The sequence below is a fragment of the Mesorhizobium sp. B1-1-7 genome (assembly GCF_006442705.1).
In the GTDB taxonomy this organism is placed as follows: domain Bacteria; phylum Pseudomonadota; class Alphaproteobacteria; order Rhizobiales; family Rhizobiaceae; genus Mesorhizobium; species Mesorhizobium opportunistum.
Window position 1 is genome coordinate 114,874 of record NZ_VFWQ01000017.1, and the last position, 18,689, is coordinate 133,562.

24 protein-coding genes and 1 pseudogene are annotated in these 18,689 nt (G+C 62.3%); 9 read left to right on the forward strand and 16 right to left on the reverse strand.

Annotated elements, in window-relative coordinates:
* Nucleotides 1-60 precede the first annotated feature (60 nt).
* From FJ978_RS26225 to FJ978_RS26245, 5 genes are all read right to left on the reverse strand, one after another.
* Complete coding sequence (locus FJ978_RS26225) at nt 61-957, reverse strand: N-acetylmannosamine kinase (RefSeq protein ID WP_140575149.1); 897 nt, start codon at nt 955-957, stop codon at nt 61-63.
* Nucleotides 941-1,768, reverse strand: coding sequence for a MurR/RpiR family transcriptional regulator (locus FJ978_RS26230; RefSeq protein ID WP_013894175.1), 828 nt, complete (start codon nt 1,766-1,768; stop codon nt 941-943). Before FJ978_RS26230 ends, FJ978_RS26225 begins: the two co-directional genes overlap by 17 nt.
* A gap of 15 nt (nt 1,769-1,783) precedes the next feature.
* On the reverse strand, nt 1,784-2,932 hold the full coding sequence (locus FJ978_RS26235) for a GNAT family N-acetyltransferase (protein ID WP_246678209.1): 1,149 nt from the start codon (nt 2,930-2,932) through the stop codon (nt 1,784-1,786).
* 217 nt (nt 2,933-3,149) lie between these two features.
* Entirely contained in the window at nt 3,150-3,425 is a 276-nt protein-coding gene (locus tag FJ978_RS26240; protein ID WP_013894173.1) for a hypothetical protein, read from the reverse strand.
* 179 nt (nt 3,426-3,604) lie between these two features.
* A complete protein-coding gene (locus tag FJ978_RS26245; RefSeq protein WP_013894172.1) occupies nt 3,605-4,042 on the reverse strand; it encodes an Lrp/AsnC family transcriptional regulator in 438 nt (145 codons plus the stop codon).
* Between the two features lie 130 nt (nt 4,043-4,172).
* Between FJ978_RS26245 and rocF the strand changes: the two genes are divergently transcribed.
* The 4 genes from rocF (at nt 4,173) to FJ978_RS26265 (ending at nt 7,442) form a co-directional block, all read left to right on the forward strand.
* The gene (gene rocF, locus FJ978_RS26250; RefSeq protein ID WP_013894171.1) at nt 4,173-5,105 is read left to right on the forward strand and encodes an arginase; all 933 of its coding nucleotides are present in this window, start codon (nt 4,173-4,175) and stop codon (nt 5,103-5,105) included.
* A gap of 2 nt (nt 5,106-5,107) precedes the next feature.
* Nucleotides 5,108-6,163: an ornithine cyclodeaminase gene (locus FJ978_RS26255; protein ID WP_013894170.1), complete on the forward strand. Its 1,056-nt coding sequence runs from the start codon at nt 5,108-5,110 to the stop codon at nt 6,161-6,163.
* Nucleotides 6,164-6,286: 123 nt separating this feature from the next.
* Complete coding sequence (locus FJ978_RS26260) at nt 6,287-7,255, forward strand: SDR family oxidoreductase (protein ID WP_140575208.1); 969 nt, start codon at nt 6,287-6,289, stop codon at nt 7,253-7,255.
* Nucleotides 7,256-7,295: 40 nt separating this feature from the next.
* The gene (locus FJ978_RS26265) at nt 7,296-7,442 is read left to right on the forward strand and encodes a hypothetical protein (protein WP_140575152.1); all 147 of its coding nucleotides are present in this window, start codon (nt 7,296-7,298) and stop codon (nt 7,440-7,442) included.
* Between the two features lie 56 nt (nt 7,443-7,498).
* Here FJ978_RS26265 and FJ978_RS26270 read toward each other — a convergent pair whose 3' ends face one another.
* The 4 genes from FJ978_RS26270 to FJ978_RS26285 all read right to left on the reverse strand — a co-directional run bounded on the left by FJ978_RS26270 (nt 7,499) and on the right by FJ978_RS26285 (nt 12,255).
* On the reverse strand, nt 7,499-8,005 hold the full coding sequence (locus FJ978_RS26270; RefSeq protein ID WP_013531567.1) for a ferritin-like domain-containing protein: 507 nt from the start codon (nt 8,003-8,005) through the stop codon (nt 7,499-7,501).
* Nucleotides 8,006-8,330: 325 nt separating this feature from the next.
* Nucleotides 8,331-10,610: a xanthine dehydrogenase family protein molybdopterin-binding subunit gene (locus FJ978_RS26275; RefSeq protein WP_140575155.1), complete on the reverse strand. Its 2,280-nt coding sequence runs from the start codon at nt 10,608-10,610 to the stop codon at nt 8,331-8,333.
* A 3-nt stretch (nt 10,611-10,613) separates the two neighbouring features.
* Nucleotides 10,614-11,636, reverse strand: a complete 1,023-nt coding sequence (locus FJ978_RS26280; RefSeq protein ID WP_140575157.1) for a xanthine dehydrogenase family protein subunit M — start codon at nt 11,634-11,636, stop codon at nt 10,614-10,616.
* Between the two features lies 1 nt (nt 11,637).
* On the reverse strand, nt 11,638-12,255 hold the full coding sequence (locus FJ978_RS26285; protein WP_140575160.1) for a (2Fe-2S)-binding protein: 618 nt from the start codon (nt 12,253-12,255) through the stop codon (nt 11,638-11,640).
* Nucleotides 12,256-12,455: 200 nt separating this feature from the next.
* On the opposite strand from FJ978_RS26285, the gene FJ978_RS26290 reads away from it, so the two are divergent.
* Together FJ978_RS26290 and FJ978_RS26295 are read left to right on the forward strand one after the other, a co-directional pair.
* A complete protein-coding gene (locus FJ978_RS26290; protein WP_013894164.1) occupies nt 12,456-12,773 on the forward strand; it encodes a hypothetical protein in 318 nt (105 codons plus the stop codon).
* Between the two features lie 33 nt (nt 12,774-12,806).
* The gene (locus FJ978_RS26295) at nt 12,807-13,250 is read left to right on the forward strand and encodes a PPC domain-containing DNA-binding protein (protein ID WP_013894163.1); all 444 of its coding nucleotides are present in this window, start codon (nt 12,807-12,809) and stop codon (nt 13,248-13,250) included.
* A 15-nt stretch (nt 13,251-13,265) separates the two neighbouring features.
* Here FJ978_RS26295 and FJ978_RS26300 read toward each other — a convergent pair whose 3' ends face one another.
* On the reverse strand, nt 13,266-13,874 hold the full coding sequence (locus tag FJ978_RS26300) for an isochorismatase family cysteine hydrolase (protein WP_140575162.1): 609 nt from the start codon (nt 13,872-13,874) through the stop codon (nt 13,266-13,268).
* 309 nt (nt 13,875-14,183) lie between these two features.
* Here FJ978_RS26300 and FJ978_RS26305 point away from each other — a divergent pair, with 309 nt between their 5' ends.
* A complete protein-coding gene (locus FJ978_RS26305; protein ID WP_140575165.1) occupies nt 14,184-14,603 on the forward strand; it encodes an HD domain-containing protein in 420 nt (139 codons plus the stop codon).
* A 47-nt stretch (nt 14,604-14,650) separates the two neighbouring features.
* Here FJ978_RS26305 and FJ978_RS26310 read toward each other — a convergent pair whose 3' ends face one another.
* From FJ978_RS26310 to FJ978_RS26330, 5 genes are all read right to left on the reverse strand, one after another.
* Entirely contained in the window at nt 14,651-15,079 is a 429-nt protein-coding gene (locus FJ978_RS26310; protein WP_140575168.1) for a DUF427 domain-containing protein, read from the reverse strand.
* A 141-nt stretch (nt 15,080-15,220) separates the two neighbouring features.
* Nucleotides 15,221-16,117 carry an alpha/beta hydrolase gene (locus FJ978_RS26315; protein WP_140575170.1) on the reverse strand — a complete coding sequence of 299 codons (897 nt, stop codon included), beginning with the start codon at nt 16,115-16,117 and terminating at the stop codon, nt 15,221-15,223.
* Nucleotides 16,114-16,299 (reverse strand): hypothetical protein, encoded by a 186-nt coding sequence (locus FJ978_RS26320; RefSeq protein ID WP_140575172.1) that lies wholly within the window; start codon nt 16,297-16,299, stop codon nt 16,114-16,116. Before FJ978_RS26320 ends, FJ978_RS26315 begins: the two co-directional genes overlap by 4 nt.
* 79 nt (nt 16,300-16,378) lie before the next feature.
* On the reverse strand, nt 16,379-16,570 hold the full coding sequence (locus FJ978_RS26325) for a DUF2934 domain-containing protein (protein ID WP_140575174.1): 192 nt from the start codon (nt 16,568-16,570) through the stop codon (nt 16,379-16,381).
* A 211-nt stretch (nt 16,571-16,781) separates the two neighbouring features.
* Complete coding sequence (locus FJ978_RS26330) at nt 16,782-17,018, reverse strand: hypothetical protein (RefSeq protein ID WP_013894156.1); 237 nt, start codon at nt 17,016-17,018, stop codon at nt 16,782-16,784.
* A gap of 190 nt (nt 17,019-17,208) precedes the next feature.
* Between FJ978_RS26330 and FJ978_RS26335 the strand changes: the two genes are divergently transcribed.
* Nucleotides 17,209-17,928 (forward strand): Crp/Fnr family transcriptional regulator, encoded by a 720-nt coding sequence (locus FJ978_RS26335; RefSeq protein WP_140575177.1) that lies wholly within the window; start codon nt 17,209-17,211, stop codon nt 17,926-17,928.
* 54 nt (nt 17,929-17,982) lie between these two features.
* Here the strand turns inward: FJ978_RS26335 and FJ978_RS26340 are convergent, their stop codons facing one another.
* Complete coding sequence (locus tag FJ978_RS26340; RefSeq protein ID WP_140575181.1) at nt 17,983-18,258, reverse strand: hypothetical protein; 276 nt, start codon at nt 18,256-18,258, stop codon at nt 17,983-17,985.
* Between the two features lie 114 nt (nt 18,259-18,372).
* Between FJ978_RS26340 and FJ978_RS26345 the strand changes: the two are divergent.
* A pseudogene (locus FJ978_RS26345) lies at nt 18,373-18,689 on the forward strand (hypothetical protein); the annotation flags it as partial.

Below are 18,689 nucleotides of genomic sequence, written 5' to 3' on the forward strand. Positions count from 1 at the left end.
GGTTTCTCCTTCGAGCGTTACCCCTGCAATCAAGCGTGGATGAAACTTTTTGTCAAGAAATTATTTTAGATGAAAATTTCCTTCAAAAAGTAGTGCGGCCCCCAACAGACCGGCATCGGCGCCCGCCTGCGCTGCGACGATGCGGCGTTGGAAGACGGCAGGCAACAGCCGGGAGCGCGCCTCCAGGGCGGCAATGAACCCATCCGCCAGCCCGACGCCGCCGCCGACCGCGAAGCAGTCGACATCGACGGCCGCCGTCAGATCGGCGAAGCCGTCGACCAGCGCGTCGACAGCGGAGGCGATCACCTCGGCGGCGATCGCATTGCCTTGCCTGGCGGCCGCGAACAGGTCAGGCGCGCCAACCGGGCGGCCGAGCCGCTCACTGCCGCGACGGGCGAGTGCTGTGCCAGACGCGATCGTCTCCAGGCAGCCGCGCCGGCCGCACCCGCAAATCGCGCCGCCGGGATCGGCCATCATGTGCCCGGAATGGCCGGCAAGTCCCGTCGCGCCGGTCTGCAGGCGGCCGTCGATCACCAGGCCGCAACCGATGCCGGTGGAGACGGTGAAGAACGCGAAGTTGCGGAAGCCACGACCGGCGCCGAGCGAGAACTCGGCCCAGGCCGCAGCCTGGGCATCGTTGACGACGAGCGGCGGCACGCCGAGCGCCTTTTCGAGCGCTCGGGCCAGCGGGTAGCCGTTCTCGATCGGCAGTGTCTGCGGGTTGAGCGCGGTCAGAGCACCGTCACGAACGATTCCGGTGGTGGCGACGGCGATGGCGTCGAAAGCGTGCCTGGGCGCAAGACCGGCGATCGCCGCGACCAGATCGTCGCCCCTGCCCGTCCTCGGCGTTGCCGTCTGACGCCTGTCCAGCAACCGCCCGCCGCGCACTTCGGCGGCGGCGATCTTGGTCCCGCCGATGTCGACGGCGAAGACCGCGCGATCAGAAGCTGCGGTCACTCACGACCTCCGCCGTGCGCCCGAGCAGCGCGAGCCGCGCCGGATCCTGCCGCATCATCTCGGCCGCCAGCGCATCGACGATCAAAAGCTGGCTGATCTTCGACGGGAAGGCGCCGCCCGTCAGCGGCGTTTCCGGCCAGGACGCGATCAGGGCGAGATCGCAGGCGGCGACCAGCGGGCTTTTGGAGCGGTTGGATATGCCGATGACGAAGGCACCTTGCGATCGGGCAAGCTCGGCGATCCGCACCGCGTCTATGGTCGAACCCGAACTCGATATCACCACCTGCACGGTGCCCTTCTGCGTGGTTCCCGCCGCCATGACCGCCAGATGAGCGTCGCCAAGCGCGCGGCTGAGCTTGCCGATACGGGTCATCTTGTAGGCGAGGTATTGCGCCGTGATGGCGGAAGCGGCGATGCCGAAGCAGTCGATCGCCGTCGCCGCCAGCAGCTGCCGCGCAGCCTTGGCAATGTCTTCCCTGACAATCAGCTGCTCGGTTTCGCGCAGCGAGATGATGGCGGTTTCCACCAGCCGCTGGATGTCATCGGTCGGCAAGCCGATGTCCCGCGCCCGCTCGTCGGTGGCCAGTTCCTTGGCCAGCGCCAGCTTGAAGTCCTGGAAGCCAGCAAAACCCTGGTCGCGGCAGAAGCGCATGACGCTGGCCTCCGACGAGGCGGACGCCTCGGCAAGCTCGGTGATGCTCTGGCGCAAGGTGGCGTCCGGCTGCGCCAGCACTGTTTCGGCGACGCGCGCCAGCGCCGGCGTCATGTCTCCAGCCGCCGCCCTCAGCGAGGCGATAAGCGCGTATGTCATGAAAGGTCCTTGTTGCTAGAAATGTTCCGCCACCCAGGGCGGCGGGCCGGCAAACAGCTGATCACACAGACGTATGGCAGTCGCATCGCCCACCACCTGGCCATACTGCGCCAGTTTCGAGGCGCTGCGAAAGCCCGTGAATATCTGCACGAATGCCGAGGCCTGCAGGGCAACGGTCTGATAACCGGCGGTCGCCTCGCGAACCTCGACGGCACCACCCCTGATCTCGATCTCCAGCGCCGTGTCCGCCGGCACGATGCGCAGTGCCAGCCTGATGTCGTCGGCACGGTAACCGCGCTGGCGGAGCGCCGCGGCCGGATCGAGCACCCGCAACAGCCATTCCTCCTGATGGGCGAGCCGCCAGCCCTTGTCAGGCATCGCCGCCACCAGATCGTCCTGCGGGCCGCCATGCCAGCGCACGATCGGATAGACCGAGCGGAACCTGGCCAGGAACGACAGCAGTCCTTGCGCGGCGTCAGGGGAAGCGGCGTGCCAGTCACGGACATCGAGACGGGCCTCGTCGCCCATATCGAGGATCAGATAGGCCGCATCGCCTTCCGCCAGATAGGCGGCGAGCGCGTCGGTCGGCTCTCGCCACAGTTCGTTCCAATGCGCCGGCCCACGGCTGAGCAGCCCGGCCTCGCGGCCCGCCTTGACGGCATAGGCGGCGGCAAGGCGCGGATCGTCCAACTCGACGCGCTCGAAGGCGAGCCGACTCACCGCCGGCAGGCTGGCCGTCTCGGCTTCATAGACGATCTCATGGCCGGCGAGCTCGAAGCCGCTCTTGCGGTAGACCGGCCGCGTCGAGGCAAACAGCGTGGCGACAACGGCGCCTTTGCCTTGCGCCTCCGCGCATAACGCGTCGACGAAAGGCACCGCCAGCCCCCGGCCGCGACGTTCCGGCGCGATTGCCACATGCGCGATGTTGGCCGCCGGCACCGGTTTGCCGTGGAAGACATGCGCCGTATCGAGCAGCGCCGCGCAGGCATGCGGACGCCCACCCTCGCCCCGCAGCAGCCTGAGCGCGCCAAGGCCGACATTGGCGATGTATTCATCGGACCGCGCCTTGCCGAAGCCGAAGGCCCAGCTCAACAAGCGCGCGACTTCAGGCGCATCCTTGGCCGTTGCTGCTTCGACGGTCACAGGTTTGGAGTTTTTTTTCATATTTGTCTCATAGTTGGCGATTTTCATCATACCTTGAAATCGCCAATGCGCAATGGCCGACAGCCATGCCCACGAAACGGCCGCGGAATTGAGCGGCCGGCCATGGGTCCTGGGATGGGTGTTTTATCGTTCAGACGACGTCATGCCGGCCGCGTGTCGGCACCGGTAACCGGGGCGGCGTTCGCGACGTCCTCGCCGGATTCCCGGCGAGGGCCGTTCATTTCCCGCAATGGTGATCGTTGATCTTGTTCGTCGCATTCGCGTCCGGCCCCACCCGGTGATAGGAACATGCGCCGGCGGCGGTGGTGAACAACTGCTGGTCATAATAGCGCGGGCCGCCGAACAGGAAGTCGATGAGATCGTCTTCGGCGGGAACGTAGCGTTCCCGTTCAACCTGATAATGGCGATGCCTGGCGCCGGCCAATGCTGATGGGGACATGCCGCAAGCCATTGCCAGGGCAAGAGCGCAGATCGCAAACCGTTTCGTCGTCATCGGCAACACCCCTCCTGGCCGTTCCGATTCCATCTTACATCCAAAATCGCCACCGCCACAAAAGTTCCGTGCTGGCGGTTTGCCTCGCCGCGATTTGCCGGCCAGGGACCGAACCGCACGGCGCATCAGAAGATCGAAACTGCCCCGGCCTGTTAGGCGACGGGTCCCCGATAGTGTCGCTAAAGCCGGGCTTTGGTGCTGCGGGGCGTGGCAAGCAGCAGGCTCGTCTCGCTGCCGGTAATGCCGGGAACGAGCCGGATGCGTCGCAGGATCGCATCGAAATCGGTAAGGGTGGCCGTATTGAGTTCGACCACAAGGTCCCAGCGACCGTTGGTGGTATGAATGGTCGCGACCTCCGCAAAGCCGCCAAGTGCACGGATGACGCGATCGGCGGCATGGCCTTCGATCTCGATCATCATGATGCCCCTGACCGCCGAGCTGATCGCTTCGGCCCGCAGGATCACGGTGTAGCCGATGATCTGTCCCGACTGTTCGAGCCGCTCCATCCGCGCCCTTGCCGTGGCGCGGGAAACGCCGAGATCGCTTGCCAGGTCTGAGATGCTCCGCCGCGCGCTATGGCGCAGCAACGTGATCAGCTTTTGGTCGAGTGAATCCATTTTTGTCCAATATGGCAGTCTGATTGATCAGAACGATAAGTCTTTTCGGTGATTTTGCCAATCAGGCCTATTCATTCTGCCGGCCGCGTGGGTTTCAACTGTTCTCAGCTTCATTGAGGAGAATGGTCGAGTGGATTGCAAGATCTTGGGTGCGCCGGTGCAGGACGGTGCCGGCCGCATGGGCTGTGAGATGGGGCCGAGCGCCTTGCGGACCGCCGGGCTTGCCGGAGCGCTCAGGGAGCTTGGCCATCAGGTTGCGGACCTTGGCACGATCCTGCCAGCAACCGTGCGGCCGCTCGCCCATGGCAATCTGGCGCTGAAGGCGCTGCCGGAGATTTCGGCCTGGACGGCCGGTATCGCCGAGGCCGCCTATGACGTCAGCGCCGACGCCATGCCGATCTTTCTCGGCGGCGACCATTCGATCTCGGCAGGAACCGTTTCCGGTCTCGCTCGTCGCGCCGCCGAAGCCGGCCGGCCACTGTTCGTGCTGTGGCTCGACGCGCATCCCGATTTCCATACGCTGGACACCACGGCCAGCGGCAATCTGCATGGTGTTCCGCTTGCCTACGCCAGCGGCCAGCCTGGTTTCGGCGGCTATTTTCCGGACCTGCCGGCAGCGGTCGATCCCAAGCGGATCTGCGCCATGGGCCTGCGCAGCGTCGACCCGGCCGAACGCGAAGCGCTCAACCGGGCAGGCGTGACCGTGCACGACATGCGGGCCATCGACGAACACGGCATCGCGCCGCTGCTGCGCGCTTTCCTGGCGCGTGTGGCGGCGCAAGACGGGCTGCTGCATGTCAGCCTCGATGTCGACTTCCTCGATCCCTCGATCGCGCCTGCGGTCGGCACCACGGTTCCCGGCGGCGCGACCTTGCGCGAGGCGCATCTGGTGATGGAGATGCTGTCCGACAGCGGCCTCGTCTCCAGCCTGGATCTGGTCGAACTGAACCCCTTCCTGGACGAACGCGGCCGCACCGCGACGCTGATGGTCGACCTCACGGCAAGCCTGATGGGCCGCCGCATCATGGATCGCCCCACCCTCAGCCATTCCGGGAGTTTCTGATCATGACCACCGCAAAGCTGAACATCGTCCCCTTCGTCAGCGTCGACCGCATGATGAAACTGGTGAATGCCATCGGTGTCGAGCGCTTTCTGACCGAGCTCGCCGGCTACATCGAGGAGGACTTCCGCCGCTGGGACCTGTTCGACAAGACGCCGCGCATCGCCTCGCACAGCCATGACGGCGTCATCGAGCTGATGCCGACGAGCGACGGACGCCTCTATGGCTTCAAATATGTCAACGGCCATCCGAAGAACATGCGCCAGGGTCTGCAGACGGTCACCGCCTTCGGCGTGCTCGCCGATGTCGGCAGCGGCTATCCGATGCTGCTCACCGAGATGACCATCCTGACCGCACTGCGCACCGCCGCCACATCCGCCGTCGCGGCCAAGTATCTTGCGCCGCACGGCACCCGCACCATGGCCATCATCGGCAACGGCGCCCAGTCGGAATTCCAGGCGATCGCCTTCAAGGCGCTGACTGGCATCGACCGGCTGAGGCTCTACGACATCGACCGGCCGGCTTCGCTGAAATGCGCGAAGAACCTTGCCGGCATGGGGTTCGATATCACCATCTGCGAGACCGGGCAGGAAGCGGTTGAAGGTGCCGGCATCATCACGACGGTTACCGCCGACAAGCAGTGCGCCACCATTCTCACCGACAACATGGTCGGCTCCGGCGTCCACATCAACGCGGTCGGCGGCGACTGCCCCGGCAAGACGGAACTGCACAGGGACATCCTGCTGCGCTCCGAGATTTTCGTCGAATTCCCGCCGCAGACGCGTATCGAGGGCGAAATACAGCAGCTTGATCCCGACCATCCGGTGACCGAGCTCTGGCAGGTGATCGCCGCCAGGACCCAAGGCCGCCGCGATGCCAAGCAGATCACGCTGTTCGATTCGGTCGGCTTCGCAATCGAGGATTTTTCGGCGCTGCGCTATGTGCGCGACCAGCTGCAGGCGACCGGCCTCTACGAGGAGCTTGACCTGCTCGCCGACCCCGACGAACCGCGCGACCTGTTCGGCATGCTGCTGAGGGCGGCGATGCAGCCGGCGGCCTGAGGGCAGACACCCCAAGATCGTCGGGTTGCAAACGCCGAGGTGTTTGAAGGAATGATACGTCAGCCATAAACCTTTTCGTCCGTTATGCGTTGCTTCTTCTCCAAGCTAGCCAAGGAGACGATGATGCAGGTGAAGTCGGAAATAGCCGGCGAAGCGGCAAAGCAGCGCCATATCCAACGTGGCATCGATGCCAAGGACAAGTCGAAAGGCAATGGCAAGCAGCAAGGGGCCATGCAGGCTGGCGCCCGCGAATATCCCGAGCCGCCCTTCCCCGAACAGCACCAGCCGAAACCGGGACATGAATGGGCGATAGAGCCGGCGCCGCTGTACGATGCGCCGTACTATCTCGGATCGAAAAAACTCGACGGCAAAGTAGCACTCATCACGGGCGGCGATTCCGGCATCGGCCGTTCGGTGGCGGTGTTGTTCGCCCGCGAGGGCGCCGACGTCGCGATCGTCTATCTGGCCGAGGACAAGGATGCAGAAGAGACCAAATCCGCAGTGGAGAAGGAAGGCGGACGCTGCGTTCTGGTCAAGGCCGACGTCAGCGATCGCGATCACTGCCGCAACGCGGTGGCCCAGATCGTGAAGGAATTTGGCCGCATCGACGTGCTGGTCAACAATGCAGCTTTCCAAATCCACTCCAGCGATTTCGGCGAGCTGACCGAGGAACATTTCGACACGACACTAAAGACAAATCTCTATGGCTATTTTCATATGGCACAGGAAGCCGTGCCGCACATGAAGCCCGGTTCGGCGATCATCACCGGATCGGTAACCGGCATCGACGGCTCAAAGCAGCTGGTCGACTATTCGATGACCAAGGGCGGCATCCATGCCTTCACACGGGCTCTCTCGGGCAATCTCATCGGCAAGGGCATAAGGGTGAACGCGGTAGCACCGGGTCCGGTGTGGACGCCGCTTAATCCCTCGGACAAAGAGGCGGAAGATGTCTCCAAATTCGGCGCGGACACGCCAATGAAACGACCCGCGCAACCGGAAGAACTCGCGCCGGCCTATGTCTTTCTCGCTTCGCCGCAATGCTCCAGCTACATCACCGGCGAGATTTTGCCGGTGGTCGGAGGTTACTGAGGCTGGTTGAAGCGAAACGTATGAGCCAGGAGCAGGATGAATGGCCCGTCTGCTTCTCACAGTGGCGCTAGCTTATGTGGCGTACCGCATCTACGCGGAAACCACGGCAGCCCGACATGTGCCGCGGGATGAACGCGAGGCATTGCGCAAGCAATCGGCGGCCCTGGGTGTCGACCCGTCCCGCTGAGATTGCTCAACTGTCGGCTGGCCGGCGCATCTGCCGGCCAGTCGACAGGAGCAGTCTTATTCCGCCGCCTGCAAGTTGATCTTGCTTTCCGCCATTTCGGTGAGCTTGCGGTCGGTCGCCTGTTCTTCCTTGAGGTTCTTGGCCAGCACGTTGGCGCAGTCAGTGCGGCCGAGTTGCTTTGCCCAGGCGATGAGCGTGCCATAGCGTGTCATCTCGTAGTGCTCGACGGCCTGTGCCGAAGCAATCAGCGCCGCATCGAGGACTTCCTTGTCGTCGACGTCACCACTGACATCGTCGGCTTCCTCGAGAATGCCGTCGATAGCCGGGCAGTTGACCTCCTTGGCCTTGACGCCATGCAATTCGAACACTTGTTCGACACGCTCGACATGGCCTCTTGTCTGGTCGAGGTGTTTTTCGAATCCGGCTTTCAACTGCGGATCGGTTGCCTTGTCGATCATCTTCGGCAGCGCTTTCTCAATCTGCTTTTCGGCGTAATAGATGTCGCGCAGCGTGTGCACGAAGAGATCGTCGAGTGTCTTGATGTCCTTCGAAAAGAAGCCCATGGCCTTGCCTTTCATTGTACTCGAGTTGAAATTTCAGTGGCGGGTCACCCGCCACCGATGAAGGCCGGGATCGGGTCCCGGCTTGTCTGGTCAACGTACCGGTACGGGAGGAGTTCCTGATTTTCGGGGGCAAACCGCAACCCCTTTCCGACCGCCTGGGATGCCATCGACGGGGGGCCTGGCGTCGACCACGCGTCCTGAAAGAGCGCAAAAGCCCCAAAGGGAAAGACTGTCGACGGGGAGAGCCGCGCGCAGGTGTTCGACGCCATGCGTCGCAGTGATACGCTCGTCACTGCAGCGGAAGACCGGCGCGAAACGGTATTCGTCAGACGATCAGATGTTCGACCCTGATCGGCAGATCGCGGATACGCTTGCCGGTGGCATGGTAGACCGCACTTGCCACGGCGGCAGCCGTCCCAACATTGCCGAGTTCGCCCAACCCCTTGACGCCGGCAGGATTGACTTCATGGTCGACTTCCGGGACCAGGATCACGTCGACCTGCTTGATGTCGGCGTTGACCGGCACCAGATAGTCCTGCAGGTCGCGGTTGACGTAGCGCGCCGTGCGTTGGTCGATCTCCGTTGCCTCGTGCAGGGCCTGGCCAATGCCCCAGATCATGCCGCCCATCAGCTGGCTGCGCGCGGTACGCGTGTTCATGATCCGACCGGCGGCGAAGGCACCGACGATGCGCGGCACTCTGATTTCATGGGTATGGCGGTTGATGCGCACTTCGACGAATTCGGCGCCGAAGGCATATTTCACCGAATCCTCATCGCCTTCTCCACCGTGGAATTCCGGCTGTCCGGCATAGAGCTTGTTCAATGCCTCCGGTGAGGCGCCCTTGGGTGCAAACTCGGCATATTCCTCGATGGCGCCGACCTGCATGGCCTTGAAGACATCGGCGAGCTTTGCCGATTTGCCGGTTTCGGCGACGATCTTTCCACCGGCCATATCCAGCTTCGCGTTACCCGAGCCGGCCAGGGGACCATCCTTGCCCGCTGCCGCGGTGAACAGCTTCTCGCGAACGGCATCGCAGGCCTTCATGACCGCCGAGCAGACACTGGCCGTCGAGATCGATCCACCCGACACCGGAGCCGGCGGCAGGGCACTGTCGCCCATCTCGACGCTGATCTTGTCCATGCCGACCCCCAGCCTTTCGGCCGCCATCTGTCCGGCGATGGTGCGAACGCCGGTGCCGATTTCATGCGAGCCGCACTGGACCCGAACCTCGCCATCGGCGGTGAGACGAACCCTGGCCGCGCAGGGTGCGGCGGCTGTCGGATAGATCGCCGTCGCGCAACCCATGCCGACCAGCCAGTCGCCGTCGCGCATCGAGCCGGCCTTGGGCTCGCGTTTCGCCCAGCCGAAGGCCTCCGCGGCCTGATCGTAGCACTTGATGAGCGAACGGCTGGAAAATGGCTTGCCGCCGATCGGTTCCTTCTGCGGCTCGTTGATGCGGCGGAACTCGACGGGATCCATGCCGAGCGCAACGGCCATTTCGTCCATGGCATTCTCGAGCGCATAAACGTAAGGCGTCTCCGGCGGCGACCGCATGTATCCAGGCGTATTGCGGTCGGCGTGGACCAATGAAACCTGCGTCAGGACGGAGCCGTAGTCGTACATGCGGGCGGTGGCGGATGTGCCGCCGACGACATAAGGGTCAGGGCGTGACGTCACCTCCCAGCCCTCATGTCCGAACGCCGTGATGCGGCCGTCCTTGCCGGCGCCGATGCGGATTCGATGCCGCGTCTCGGCGCGATAGGTCTGTGTGCCGAAGGCTTGCATGCGGCTGACGACGCAGCGGACGGGGCGGCCGATCCGCTGCGCGGCAATGGCAACGATCGCCGTGCGCGCCGTCATCGGTCCCTTCGAGCCAAAGGCCCCGCCTATATAGGGACTGATGATCCGCACATTGGCCGGATCGAGCTTCAGTTGGCGCGCCAGCTCCATCTTCCAGCCGGTCACGTTCTGGGAGGGCTCGTGTATGGTCAGTTGGTCGCCCTGCCACATGGCCGTGGTCGAAAACAGTTCGATCGGGTTGTGGTGCTGGGTCGGAGTCGAGTATTTCTGGTCGATCTTCACAGCCGCATTTGCCCAGGCGGCGTCAAAGTCGCCGGCCTTGGCATCTTCCTTGAACATCGGGTTTTTGCCTGCCGCAGGCTCCATCTTCGTGCCCTTCGAATCGAAGCTGGCGCTGGGCGGTTCGTCCTCATAGTCGGCGCGGATCAACATCGCTGCTTCCTCGGCCGCCTCGGATGTCTCGGCAACGACCAGAGCGATGATCTGGCCGTCGTGGAAAATCGTCTTGTCGTGCAAAGGCCCGATCGAACTCGCGCCGGTGTTGCCGAACTTCGGCGTCTCGGTCTTGTCCATGTCGCCGTAGGTGACGATGTCCAGCACACCGGGCACCGCACTGGCGTCTTTCGTGTGGAGCGCGGAAACCTTGCCCCGGGCGACGGTGCTGGTGGCAAGGGCGCCATAAGCGACGTTGGCCGTGGCGAGGTCGGCCGGATAGCTTGCCTGTCCGGTGACCTTCAGACGGGCGTCGATACGGACAACCGGATCGCCCTGATTTTCCTTGGGAGCGGGTGCGGCTTGGTTCATGGCTCAGACCTTCATGTCTCGGGTTTCGAGCAGCGCTCGCACCAGCGTGCGCTTGCCGAGCGGTATCTTGAAAGCGTTGTGTTCTCGCGGCCTGGCGTCCGCGAAAGCGACATCGGCGGCCTTCTGCGCCGCGGCTTCATCGAGCACCTTGCCTTGCAGCGCGTTTTCCGCCGCGCTTGCGCGCCACGGCACGGTCGCGACACCGCCGAGTGCGACGCGCGCGCCTCTTACCGTGTCGCCATCCATGTCGAGGGCGACCGCTGCCGATGCCAGCGCGAACGCGTAGGATTCGCGATCGCGTATCTTCAGATAGCGCGACCGGCTGCTCCACGGTGCGAGCGGTACTTCGATGGCGGTGATGAGTTCGTCGGCGGCAAGATCCGTCTCGATGTTGGGCGTGTCGCCCGGCGGCCGATGCAGCTTGGCAAAGGCAAGGGTACGCTTGCCTCGCTCGCCTTCGATATCGACAGAAGCATCGAGCGCTATCAGCGCCTGTGCGAAATCGCCATGGTAGGTGGCAATGCAGGCATCGCTGGTACCGAGAATGGCATGCTGGCGGTTGAACCCCTCCATCGCGGCACAGCCGGAGCCTGGTTCACGCTTGTTGCAGGGCCATGACGCCTCGCGGAAATACTCACAGCGCGTGCGTTGCAGCACATTGCCGGCAAGGCTCGCCATGTTGCGAAGCTGGCCGCTGGCGGCCAGCTTCAGGCTGTCGGCAAGCAGCGGGCAACGGCGCCTGACGTCATTGTTGTCGGCAGCTTCCCCCATCCGGACCAACGCCCCGAAGCGGATGGCGTCATTGCCGATCCTGACCTGCCGCAAGGCCGGCTCGGCAAGCGTGTTGAGGTCGAGCAATCGCTCTGGCCGCGCAACCCCAAGCTTCATGTAGTCGGCCAGGTTGGTGCCGCCGGCAATGAACTGCGCGTCGGCTTCGGTCGGCGGAATATGTCGGGCACCGCGACGGGACGCCATGGTGACCGCTGCGGAGACGCTGCTTGGTCTTTCATAAACGAAGGGGTGCATCCTAGGCCCTCCTGATCTCGTCGCGCGCCTGGACGATCGCCGCAACGATGTTCGGGTAGGCAGCGCAACGGCAGAGATTGCCGCTCATGTATTCGCGAACATCATCTTCCGACCCGGCATGGCCCTCGTCGATGCAGCCAATGGCGGACATGATCTGGCCCGGTGTGCAGTATCCACACTGAAAGGCATCGTGGTCGACAAAGGCCTGCTGCACAGGATGGAGTTCTCCGTCCGTCGAAGCCAGGCCTTCCACCGTGGTGATCTCGCGGCCGTGGTTCATCACGGCGAAGCTCAGGCAGGAGAGCACCCGCTTTCCGTCGACCAGAACGGTGCAGGCGCCGCACTGGCCGTGGTCGCAGCCTTTCTTGGTGCCGGTCAGGCCGACATGATCGCGAAGAGCGTCTAGCAGGCTCGTACGATTGTCGAGGGCGAGGTTGTAGGCCTGTTTGTTGATACGCATGGAAACCGCCGACAGGTCGCGGGGCTTCGCCGGTTTTGCCGACGCCGGCTGGGCTGCTCTTGTCTGGGAGGTCGCGAGCGGCACCGCCGCTGCCGCCGAAACAGAGGCTGTCATGAACATGCGTCTGCTCAGGCCATTGGAAATCTTGGCATCGGACATGGCTGGCTCCTGGCTGGCTGGCTGGGTCTCAAGCGAGCCAAACCACCCGTCCAGCACAAAGTTCCCTCCTCACGTGGCTGTGACTGATTTTCTGTCGTGCCGCATCAGGCCTCATAATGCCGGCTTAAATGTCCCCGGCGCTGGAACTCACCCACCGTCTTTTCGTTCAGGCTTAATCCCATCAGACAGGAGAAACCGTCATGCCACGCGGCGAGAAATCGAAATACACCGACAAGCAGGAGCGCAAGGCCGACCACATAGCCGAAGGCTATGAGAAGCGCGGGGTTTCCGAAAAGGAAGCCGAGCGGCGTGCGTGGGCGACCGTCAACAAGGACGATGGCGGCGGCAAGAAGGAAGGCGGCTCCGGCCGCGGCAAGCATACGGGTAACCCGGCAGCGCATAAGGGCGGCAGGACCGGCGGCAAGGCGTCGGCGTCGCGGTCCGCCGCAAGCCGATCGGAATCGGCGAAGAAGGCTGCGGCAACCCGCAAGCGGAACGCCGAACACCACGCTCATTGAAGGGGGGAGCAGACTGATGTCCGGAGAACAACCATGAAATCACGGCTCGTCAACGAGATCAGTGGCCAACGGACATTTGTGATCGTGCTCGATCCCGGCGAGGAAGCATTCGCGGCGCTTACGGATTTCGCGGCTGACCGGAAGGTCGATGGCGCTTCCCTGACCGCGATCGGCGCTTTCGAAAGAGCCACGGTGGGCTGGTTTGATCCGGATGCAAAAACCTACCGCAGAATCCCGGTCGAGGAACAATGCGAAGTGTTGAGCGCGATCGGCGATGTTGCGCTTGGCGACGATGGCAAGCCCAGCCTACACGTTCATGCGGTGCTCGGATTGAGCGACGGCACCACCCGTGGTGGACATTTGCTTGACGCCATCGTTCGGCCAACGCTTGAAGTCACGTTGGTGGAGGCACCCGGCCATCTGCGCCGCAGCAAGCGCCCCGGACTGGGCGTTGCCTTGATCGATCTGGATGCTTGAGCCTCAAACCCGATTTCAAATCCAGCTGGAGAGAAGCGTCTCCATCTCGATCGTCTCGACCTGCTGCGCGAAGCGTTGGTGATAGACGGTCAGCAGCGCGTCATGGGTTGCGTCTGAAGAACTGCATAGCGCGTCCGTGACGAGAACGACGCGATAGCCGAAATCGATGGCCCCCAAAACAGTGGCCAGAACGCATACATCTGTTTCGCCACCCGTGATAACCAGCGTGTCGATCTCACGCTCCACCAGAAGGGCCCTGAGGCGCCCTTCGAACCAGGGCGAGTAGATGTGCTTGTCGATGATTGTCGCCGGCGGGCAATAACCGGCCAGTGTCGGCAACAGTTCGACCATTTCGGGCCCGATGGACTCGATCGTCATCGAAGCCCAGCGCTCGTAATAGCGCCTCCAGGTACCGACGCCCTGCCCCGGCTTCCGGGCTGGCAGGAACCGCGTAAAGACCGTCTGTGGCGCGCGTCTTTCGACCAGCCTCTCGATCTGCGGGAGAACCCGCGTGATCCAGGGTGTTGCCCATTGAGACGGCTCCGCAAACAGCCGCTGCATATCCACGCAGATATGCATGCATCTATCGCCAAGGGGACCGTATGCCAGGCCCGGCATCGACATCAGCGCGCCTCCGACAGGCGGTATGTTTCCACGACACCTCCCATTGCCAGCAAAGACACGCAACGCCACGTGCCGCGACTGGTTCCTGAGACGGCACAGGAATCGGCGCCGGCGGCCGGCGTTTTCGCAGAGAGCGGCTCGGCTGGGTTTGTTGCGGGATAGATTTTGCCGCACGCAGAAGAACGATGTAGCCCCGCGTAGGGACGACGCTCCGAAGAAAATCCTGGCGGCAAGGAACAATCCCCTCAGCAACGACTTGCAGATGGAACCACACAACCGCGAACATTTCGCCAAGCGGGAACAAGCGCGATGAGCATCTTCTACCGTGCGGCCAAGATTGCGGAGGAGGTTCACGCATCGCAGCGCGACAAGACGGGGCAGCCCTATATCGAACACTGCCGTCGTGTCGTCGATGCTGTCGAAACGATGGATCAGAAGGTCGTCGCCTATCTCCATGACGTGTTGGAAAAGGGCGAGGGCTGGAACCGGACCAGGCTGGAAGAGGCTGGCTTTGGCCCGACCATTGCTTCTGCTGTCGATGCCATGTCGCGCAGGGACGACGAGGATTATTTCGCCTTCGTGCGGAGAGCTGCTTCGAACCCGTTGGCGCTGCCGGTCAAGCGCGCGGATCTGGAGGACAATATCTGGCAGTCGCGGCAGGTTGGGGCATCGGCTGCCAAATATGAAGAGGCCCTGCGCATCCTCGATGAGGAGTTTTCGAGGCGTTAGCAGTGCTCCGGTGTCCACCTCGCCAAATTTCAAGTATCCGCGGACATCTATTCCGTGACATGGGGCGTGTGCCGTTTGTCCTCCGCGGGTTCGACATCGATCCGCGCCTTTTGCGGGTCGAACGCGCCATGACGCGCAATGTCGCGCGCGGCGGTATCCGGCGTTTCGTATGCCCACATGAAATCGTCGGCCGAGCTGCCCACGGCATGGACGCGCCAATAACTCGCAGTGCCCTTCGGCGGGCTCTCGCTTGTCGTATTCGTCTTTTCGAACAGGTCGAAATAGATGTCCTCGAAAGGGATATAGAACACGGGCTCGTGTCCTTCTTCCCGCAGCACTTTCGCCCGTTCCGTCGCCGCGACTATGGCGTCGGAAAATCGCACCGTCACCGTGCCGGCAAACGGCTCTATGGCCAATTGGCCAGCATGGTGCCTTGAACCGGCATGGTGTCTTGAAATTGCGCCTGAAGCTTGCATCTGAATTCTCCTGACTACCGGTTGATGACGGGCGGATTGATGGCGGGATGGCGTCCCGGTTTCGCGATCCCGTGAAAACGAAATGCACGCCGGTGGAGTGAGGTTCCGCTCCGCCAAGAAAGGCCGAGCGGCGGCGGCGCGTTATCGCTTGCCGTGGCTGTCGAGGAAATTGACCAACAGCCGCGAAACCTCTTGCGGAGCTTCACGCGTCGGGAAATGCCCGACGGCATCCAGCACCAACCGCTTGTAGGACGCGGTGAAATGCCCCTCCAACCCCTCGGAAGATCGAGGCAACACCACGCGGTCATCGCCGCCGTGAAGTGTCAGGGTTGGCACGGTGATGATCTTGACCGATGTCGCCTGGCGGGCAAGTTCGGCATAGCGAGGATCGGGCTCGGCTTCTTCCCACCGGACCCGATAGGAATGCAGAGTGACTTCAGCCCAATCCGGGTTTTCGAAGGATTTAGCCACTTCATCGAAGATGGCATCGTCGAACCAGCCCAATGGGCTCCAGCTATCCCACTGGAATCTGGCGAATTCCTTGCGGTTCTTTCGCACGAACTCGGCGCCGCGCTCCGTCGCCATGAACCATTGATACCAGAATGCTTTCGCTTGTTCAGGCGATGGTGTCACCAGCCTGCCCGGTTGCCAGCCAAGCGACAACGCGGCGCAGCATTTAATGCGGTCCGGGAAAACCGACGCCAGCAGGTAGGCGATACGGGCGCCCCAATCGTGGCCGACAATTGCAAAACGGCTGAGGCCGAGCGCATCGGCGAAGTCCAGCACGTCCTGCGCCATCGCCGTGATCTCGCCCGAGCGCATGGTCTCCTTCGACAGAAACGATGTCGGTCCACAGCCTCGCAGCCAGGGCGAAAATGTCCGAAAGCCAGCCTCATGAAGGGCCGGCGAAATGCGCGCATAAGTGGTCGCGTCGTCGGGCCAGCCATGCAGCAGAACGACCGGGACACCATCCTGCGGTCCACCGCTGAAATAGGCGATGCGCAGCAGAGGCGTATCGCAATACGAGATGGAGTTCATTTGTTCTGCGGCACGGTCGCTGGCTGGTCGCCGCCAGTCGTGGACTTGGGTCTGGCATCCTGGTCGACCTGCGGGTTCTTGTTGACGGTGTCGGTGTTGGCTTTCGTCGGTTCGCTGTTGTTGTCACATGCGCCCAGCGCAAGGGTGGCGGCCAACGCTAGAAATGACAGGGGACTCCTCATGGCAACCTCCTCGGTTGATACTGGACAAAACAAAGCTGCCCGACTTTGGTTGCCAGGCTGAGCACGGGATGGCGCGATTTCACGCCTTCGAGCTTTTTGAACCGCCGACTGTCGGATCGGACACGACCGGACCGCGTTCGGTCTCCGGGCCTTCTGCTTCTATCTCCTGCACGGCCTGGTCCCAGTGTTCCTGCTCACGTCCGGCTGGCCGGCCTTCTCGTTCCCAGATTTCGTAGGCCCGCCGTTTGATACGCTCTTCCCTGCTGTCCATGGTCCGATCCTCCGATTCACAAGTTCCAATCCCGCAGGGTATTTTTTGTTCCTCTGTCGTCGTCAGGAGGCTTGCTGTCGGTTGCTGTGATCTCGGGCAATGTGCATATGGATTATGGTGATGACCCGGTTGGTTATTTTCGTACCAACTTTTCGGCAACACCCCGCCAAGGATTCGATGCTGCCCGCGAACCCATGCATTGATGACACTGTCAGGCGGTCCAGGCGGCGTTGAGGGTAAGAGACGCCTCGAGCACCTGCGTCCCACCCGTGTCGCGCATTTTAAGGGTTATCTTGACGAGATCGCGATCCGGCATTTCATCGCGAGCAATGTCATGCAAGATGCGAATTGCTTCCGCTCTTGCCTGCTCTGGGGATTCAAACAGCTGCCCGTTCTCGTCCGAGACCAGGCCATCGCCATTATAGAGATCGAAATAGTAGCGTTTCATTCATGTCACGCTGAAAGCCTCAGCGTTCTAAATACGTCGACACGCGAATGGTTCCCCGTGTGCACTGGCGTTTGCGCGAAAACTGGCGCAGCCTGTCAAATGATAGCATCCGTCATCTTCCGAAGGCCTAGGGTTCGGCTTCCCGACACACAGGCGATCGGCTTCCCACTTCGATCGCCCCGAGGCCGCCATGCTGGAACCCCTTTATCTGCAACTCAGTCAGCATGACGATCTATCGAACGAAGAGAAGGCTCTGCTCGCCGAGACGGTCGCTTTTGGAAGAGATTTTGAAAAGGGCCAGGATCTCGTCTCGACAGGATCGCGGCCAGCCTACAGCACCATGCTGCTCGACGGCCTGGCGGCACGCTACAAAGTGCTCGAGGATGGTGGCCGGCAGTTCACTTCCTTGCAAGTGCCTGGCGACTTCGTCGACCTCCACGCCTTCCTGCTCCGGAAGATGGACCACGGCATCGTCGCACTTTCGCCTTGCCGTGTCATGTTCGCGGACCACAGCAAATTGAAGGCAATCACCGAACAGGCTCCGCATCTGGCTCGGTTGCTGTGGCTCGACACACTGGTCGATGGCGCTATTCACCGCGAATGGATCGTGGCAATGGGCAGGCGCTCAAAGACTTCGCATCTCGCCCATCTCATATGCGAACTCTTCGTTCGCCTGCAGGTGGTCAAGCGTACCAGCGGCATGAGCTTCAACCTGCCCCTTTCGCAAGCGGAGATGGCCGATGTGCTGGGACTTTCGGTTGTGCATATGAACCGGGTGATCGGATCCCTGAAAAAGACCAAGGTCATCAGCTGGGTGAACCACACAGTCACCATTCTGGATTGGAATCAGCTTGCAGAGCTTGCCGAGTTCGATCCTACGTATCTGAGCATGAACAACGAACCCAGGTGAGCGCCTTGCTCAACTCGCGGCGCTTCGAGCTCACCCATAGGTGAAGCCAGCCTGCTAAAGGCGCACGATAGCCGCAAGTTTCAAACGCCTGCGCTGGCCCTCTGCATAGGCAAGGGCCAGGGATTCGAGTTCGAACTGACGGCTGTCCTGTTGGTCGTCTCCGACCACACGGACGAACCATTCGCCGCACGCTTCGACCACCTCAATTCTCGGCTCGACGTCGGCGCCGCTGCGTTCGAACTCTTCGTCGTTTTCGCGTTGGAGATGAGCCACTCCTTCCTCCAGATTTGCCGAAAACGTCAGCGTCCCATCGAACCAAGGTCCGGTCATTTAAATTTGATGGTGCCGATGACTTTTGGCAGTCCCTCGGTTTTATCCCGGAACCAACCCTTTTTTGTGAAGTTTTATCCGGTGAAGGGACGATTTTTTCAGGGAGATTTTCCTATGAAACATGTTCTCATCACCAGCATGCTGGCGATCGGGCTTGGCTGTGGAACGGCAATGGCTCAACAACAGTCGGAAAGCCAGCAGGGAGCAGATACAAACTGCGCTGCCGGGGCGGCTAACTGCAAGACCGGAGCGAAGACAGATGAGCAGGCCCAGGGCAAGGCGAAGATGAAGACCGATGAGCAGGCCCAGGGCAAGGCCGGCTCCACCACGGACCAGCAGGCCCAGGGCAAGCCCAAGATGAAGACCGATGAGCAGGCCCAGGGCAAGGCCGGCTCCACCACGGACCAGCAGGCCCAGGGCAAGCCCAAGAT

Bases quoted from the DNA above. Each gene is read 5' to 3' on its own strand.
- FJ978_RS26300 (WP_140575162.1), bottom strand. From the start codon at position 13,874: ATGTCGATGCCGGGCCTGGCATACGGTCCCCTTGGCGATAGATGCATG.
- FJ978_RS26305 (WP_140575165.1), top strand. From the start codon at position 14,184: ATGAGCATCTTCTACCGTGCGGCCAAGATTGCGGAGGAGGTTCACGCA.
- FJ978_RS26270 (WP_013531567.1), bottom strand. From the start codon at position 8,005: ATGGGCTTCTTTTCGAAGGACATCAAGACACTCGACGATCTCTTCGTG.
- FJ978_RS26230 (WP_013894175.1), bottom strand. From the start codon at position 1,768: ATGACATACGCGCTTATCGCCTCGCTGAGGGCGGCGGCTGGAGACATG.
- FJ978_RS26335 (WP_140575177.1), top strand. From the start codon at position 17,209: ATGCTGGAACCCCTTTATCTGCAACTCAGTCAGCATGACGATCTATCG.
- FJ978_RS26235 (WP_246678209.1), bottom strand. From the start codon at position 2,932: ATGAAAAAAAACTCCAAACCTGTGACCGTCGAAGCAGCAACGGCCAAG.
- FJ978_RS26255 (WP_013894170.1), top strand. From the start codon at position 5,108: ATGACCACCGCAAAGCTGAACATCGTCCCCTTCGTCAGCGTCGACCGC.
- FJ978_RS26310 (WP_140575168.1), bottom strand. From the start codon at position 15,079: ATGCAAGCTTCAGGCGCAATTTCAAGACACCATGCCGGTTCAAGGCAC.
- FJ978_RS26340 (WP_140575181.1), bottom strand. From the start codon at position 18,258: ATGACCGGACCTTGGTTCGATGGGACGCTGACGTTTTCGGCAAATCTG.
- FJ978_RS26325 (WP_140575174.1), bottom strand. From the start codon at position 16,570: ATGGACAGCAGGGAAGAGCGTATCAAACGGCGGGCCTACGAAATCTGG.
- FJ978_RS26240 (WP_013894173.1), bottom strand. From the start codon at position 3,425: ATGACGACGAAACGGTTTGCGATCTGCGCTCTTGCCCTGGCAATGGCT.
- FJ978_RS26275 (WP_140575155.1), bottom strand. From the start codon at position 10,610: ATGAACCAAGCCGCACCCGCTCCCAAGGAAAATCAGGGCGATCCGGTT.
- FJ978_RS26280 (WP_140575157.1), bottom strand. From the start codon at position 11,636: ATGCACCCCTTCGTTTATGAAAGACCAAGCAGCGTCTCCGCAGCGGTC.
- FJ978_RS26330 (WP_013894156.1), bottom strand. From the start codon at position 17,018: ATGAAACGCTACTATTTCGATCTCTATAATGGCGATGGCCTGGTCTCG.
- FJ978_RS26290 (WP_013894164.1), top strand. From the start codon at position 12,456: ATGCCACGCGGCGAGAAATCGAAATACACCGACAAGCAGGAGCGCAAG.
- FJ978_RS26265 (WP_140575152.1), top strand. From the start codon at position 7,296: ATGGCCCGTCTGCTTCTCACAGTGGCGCTAGCTTATGTGGCGTACCGC.
- FJ978_RS26295 (WP_013894163.1), top strand. From the start codon at position 12,807: ATGAAATCACGGCTCGTCAACGAGATCAGTGGCCAACGGACATTTGTG.
- FJ978_RS26315 (WP_140575170.1), bottom strand. From the start codon at position 16,117: ATGAACTCCATCTCGTATTGCGATACGCCTCTGCTGCGCATCGCCTAT.
- FJ978_RS26285 (WP_140575160.1), bottom strand. From the start codon at position 12,255: ATGTCCGATGCCAAGATTTCCAATGGCCTGAGCAGACGCATGTTCATG.
- FJ978_RS26260 (WP_140575208.1), top strand. From the start codon at position 6,287: ATGCAGGTGAAGTCGGAAATAGCCGGCGAAGCGGCAAAGCAGCGCCAT.
- FJ978_RS26245 (WP_013894172.1), bottom strand. From the start codon at position 4,042: ATGGATTCACTCGACCAAAAGCTGATCACGTTGCTGCGCCATAGCGCG.
- FJ978_RS26320 (WP_140575172.1), bottom strand. From the start codon at position 16,299: ATGAGGAGTCCCCTGTCATTTCTAGCGTTGGCCGCCACCCTTGCGCTG.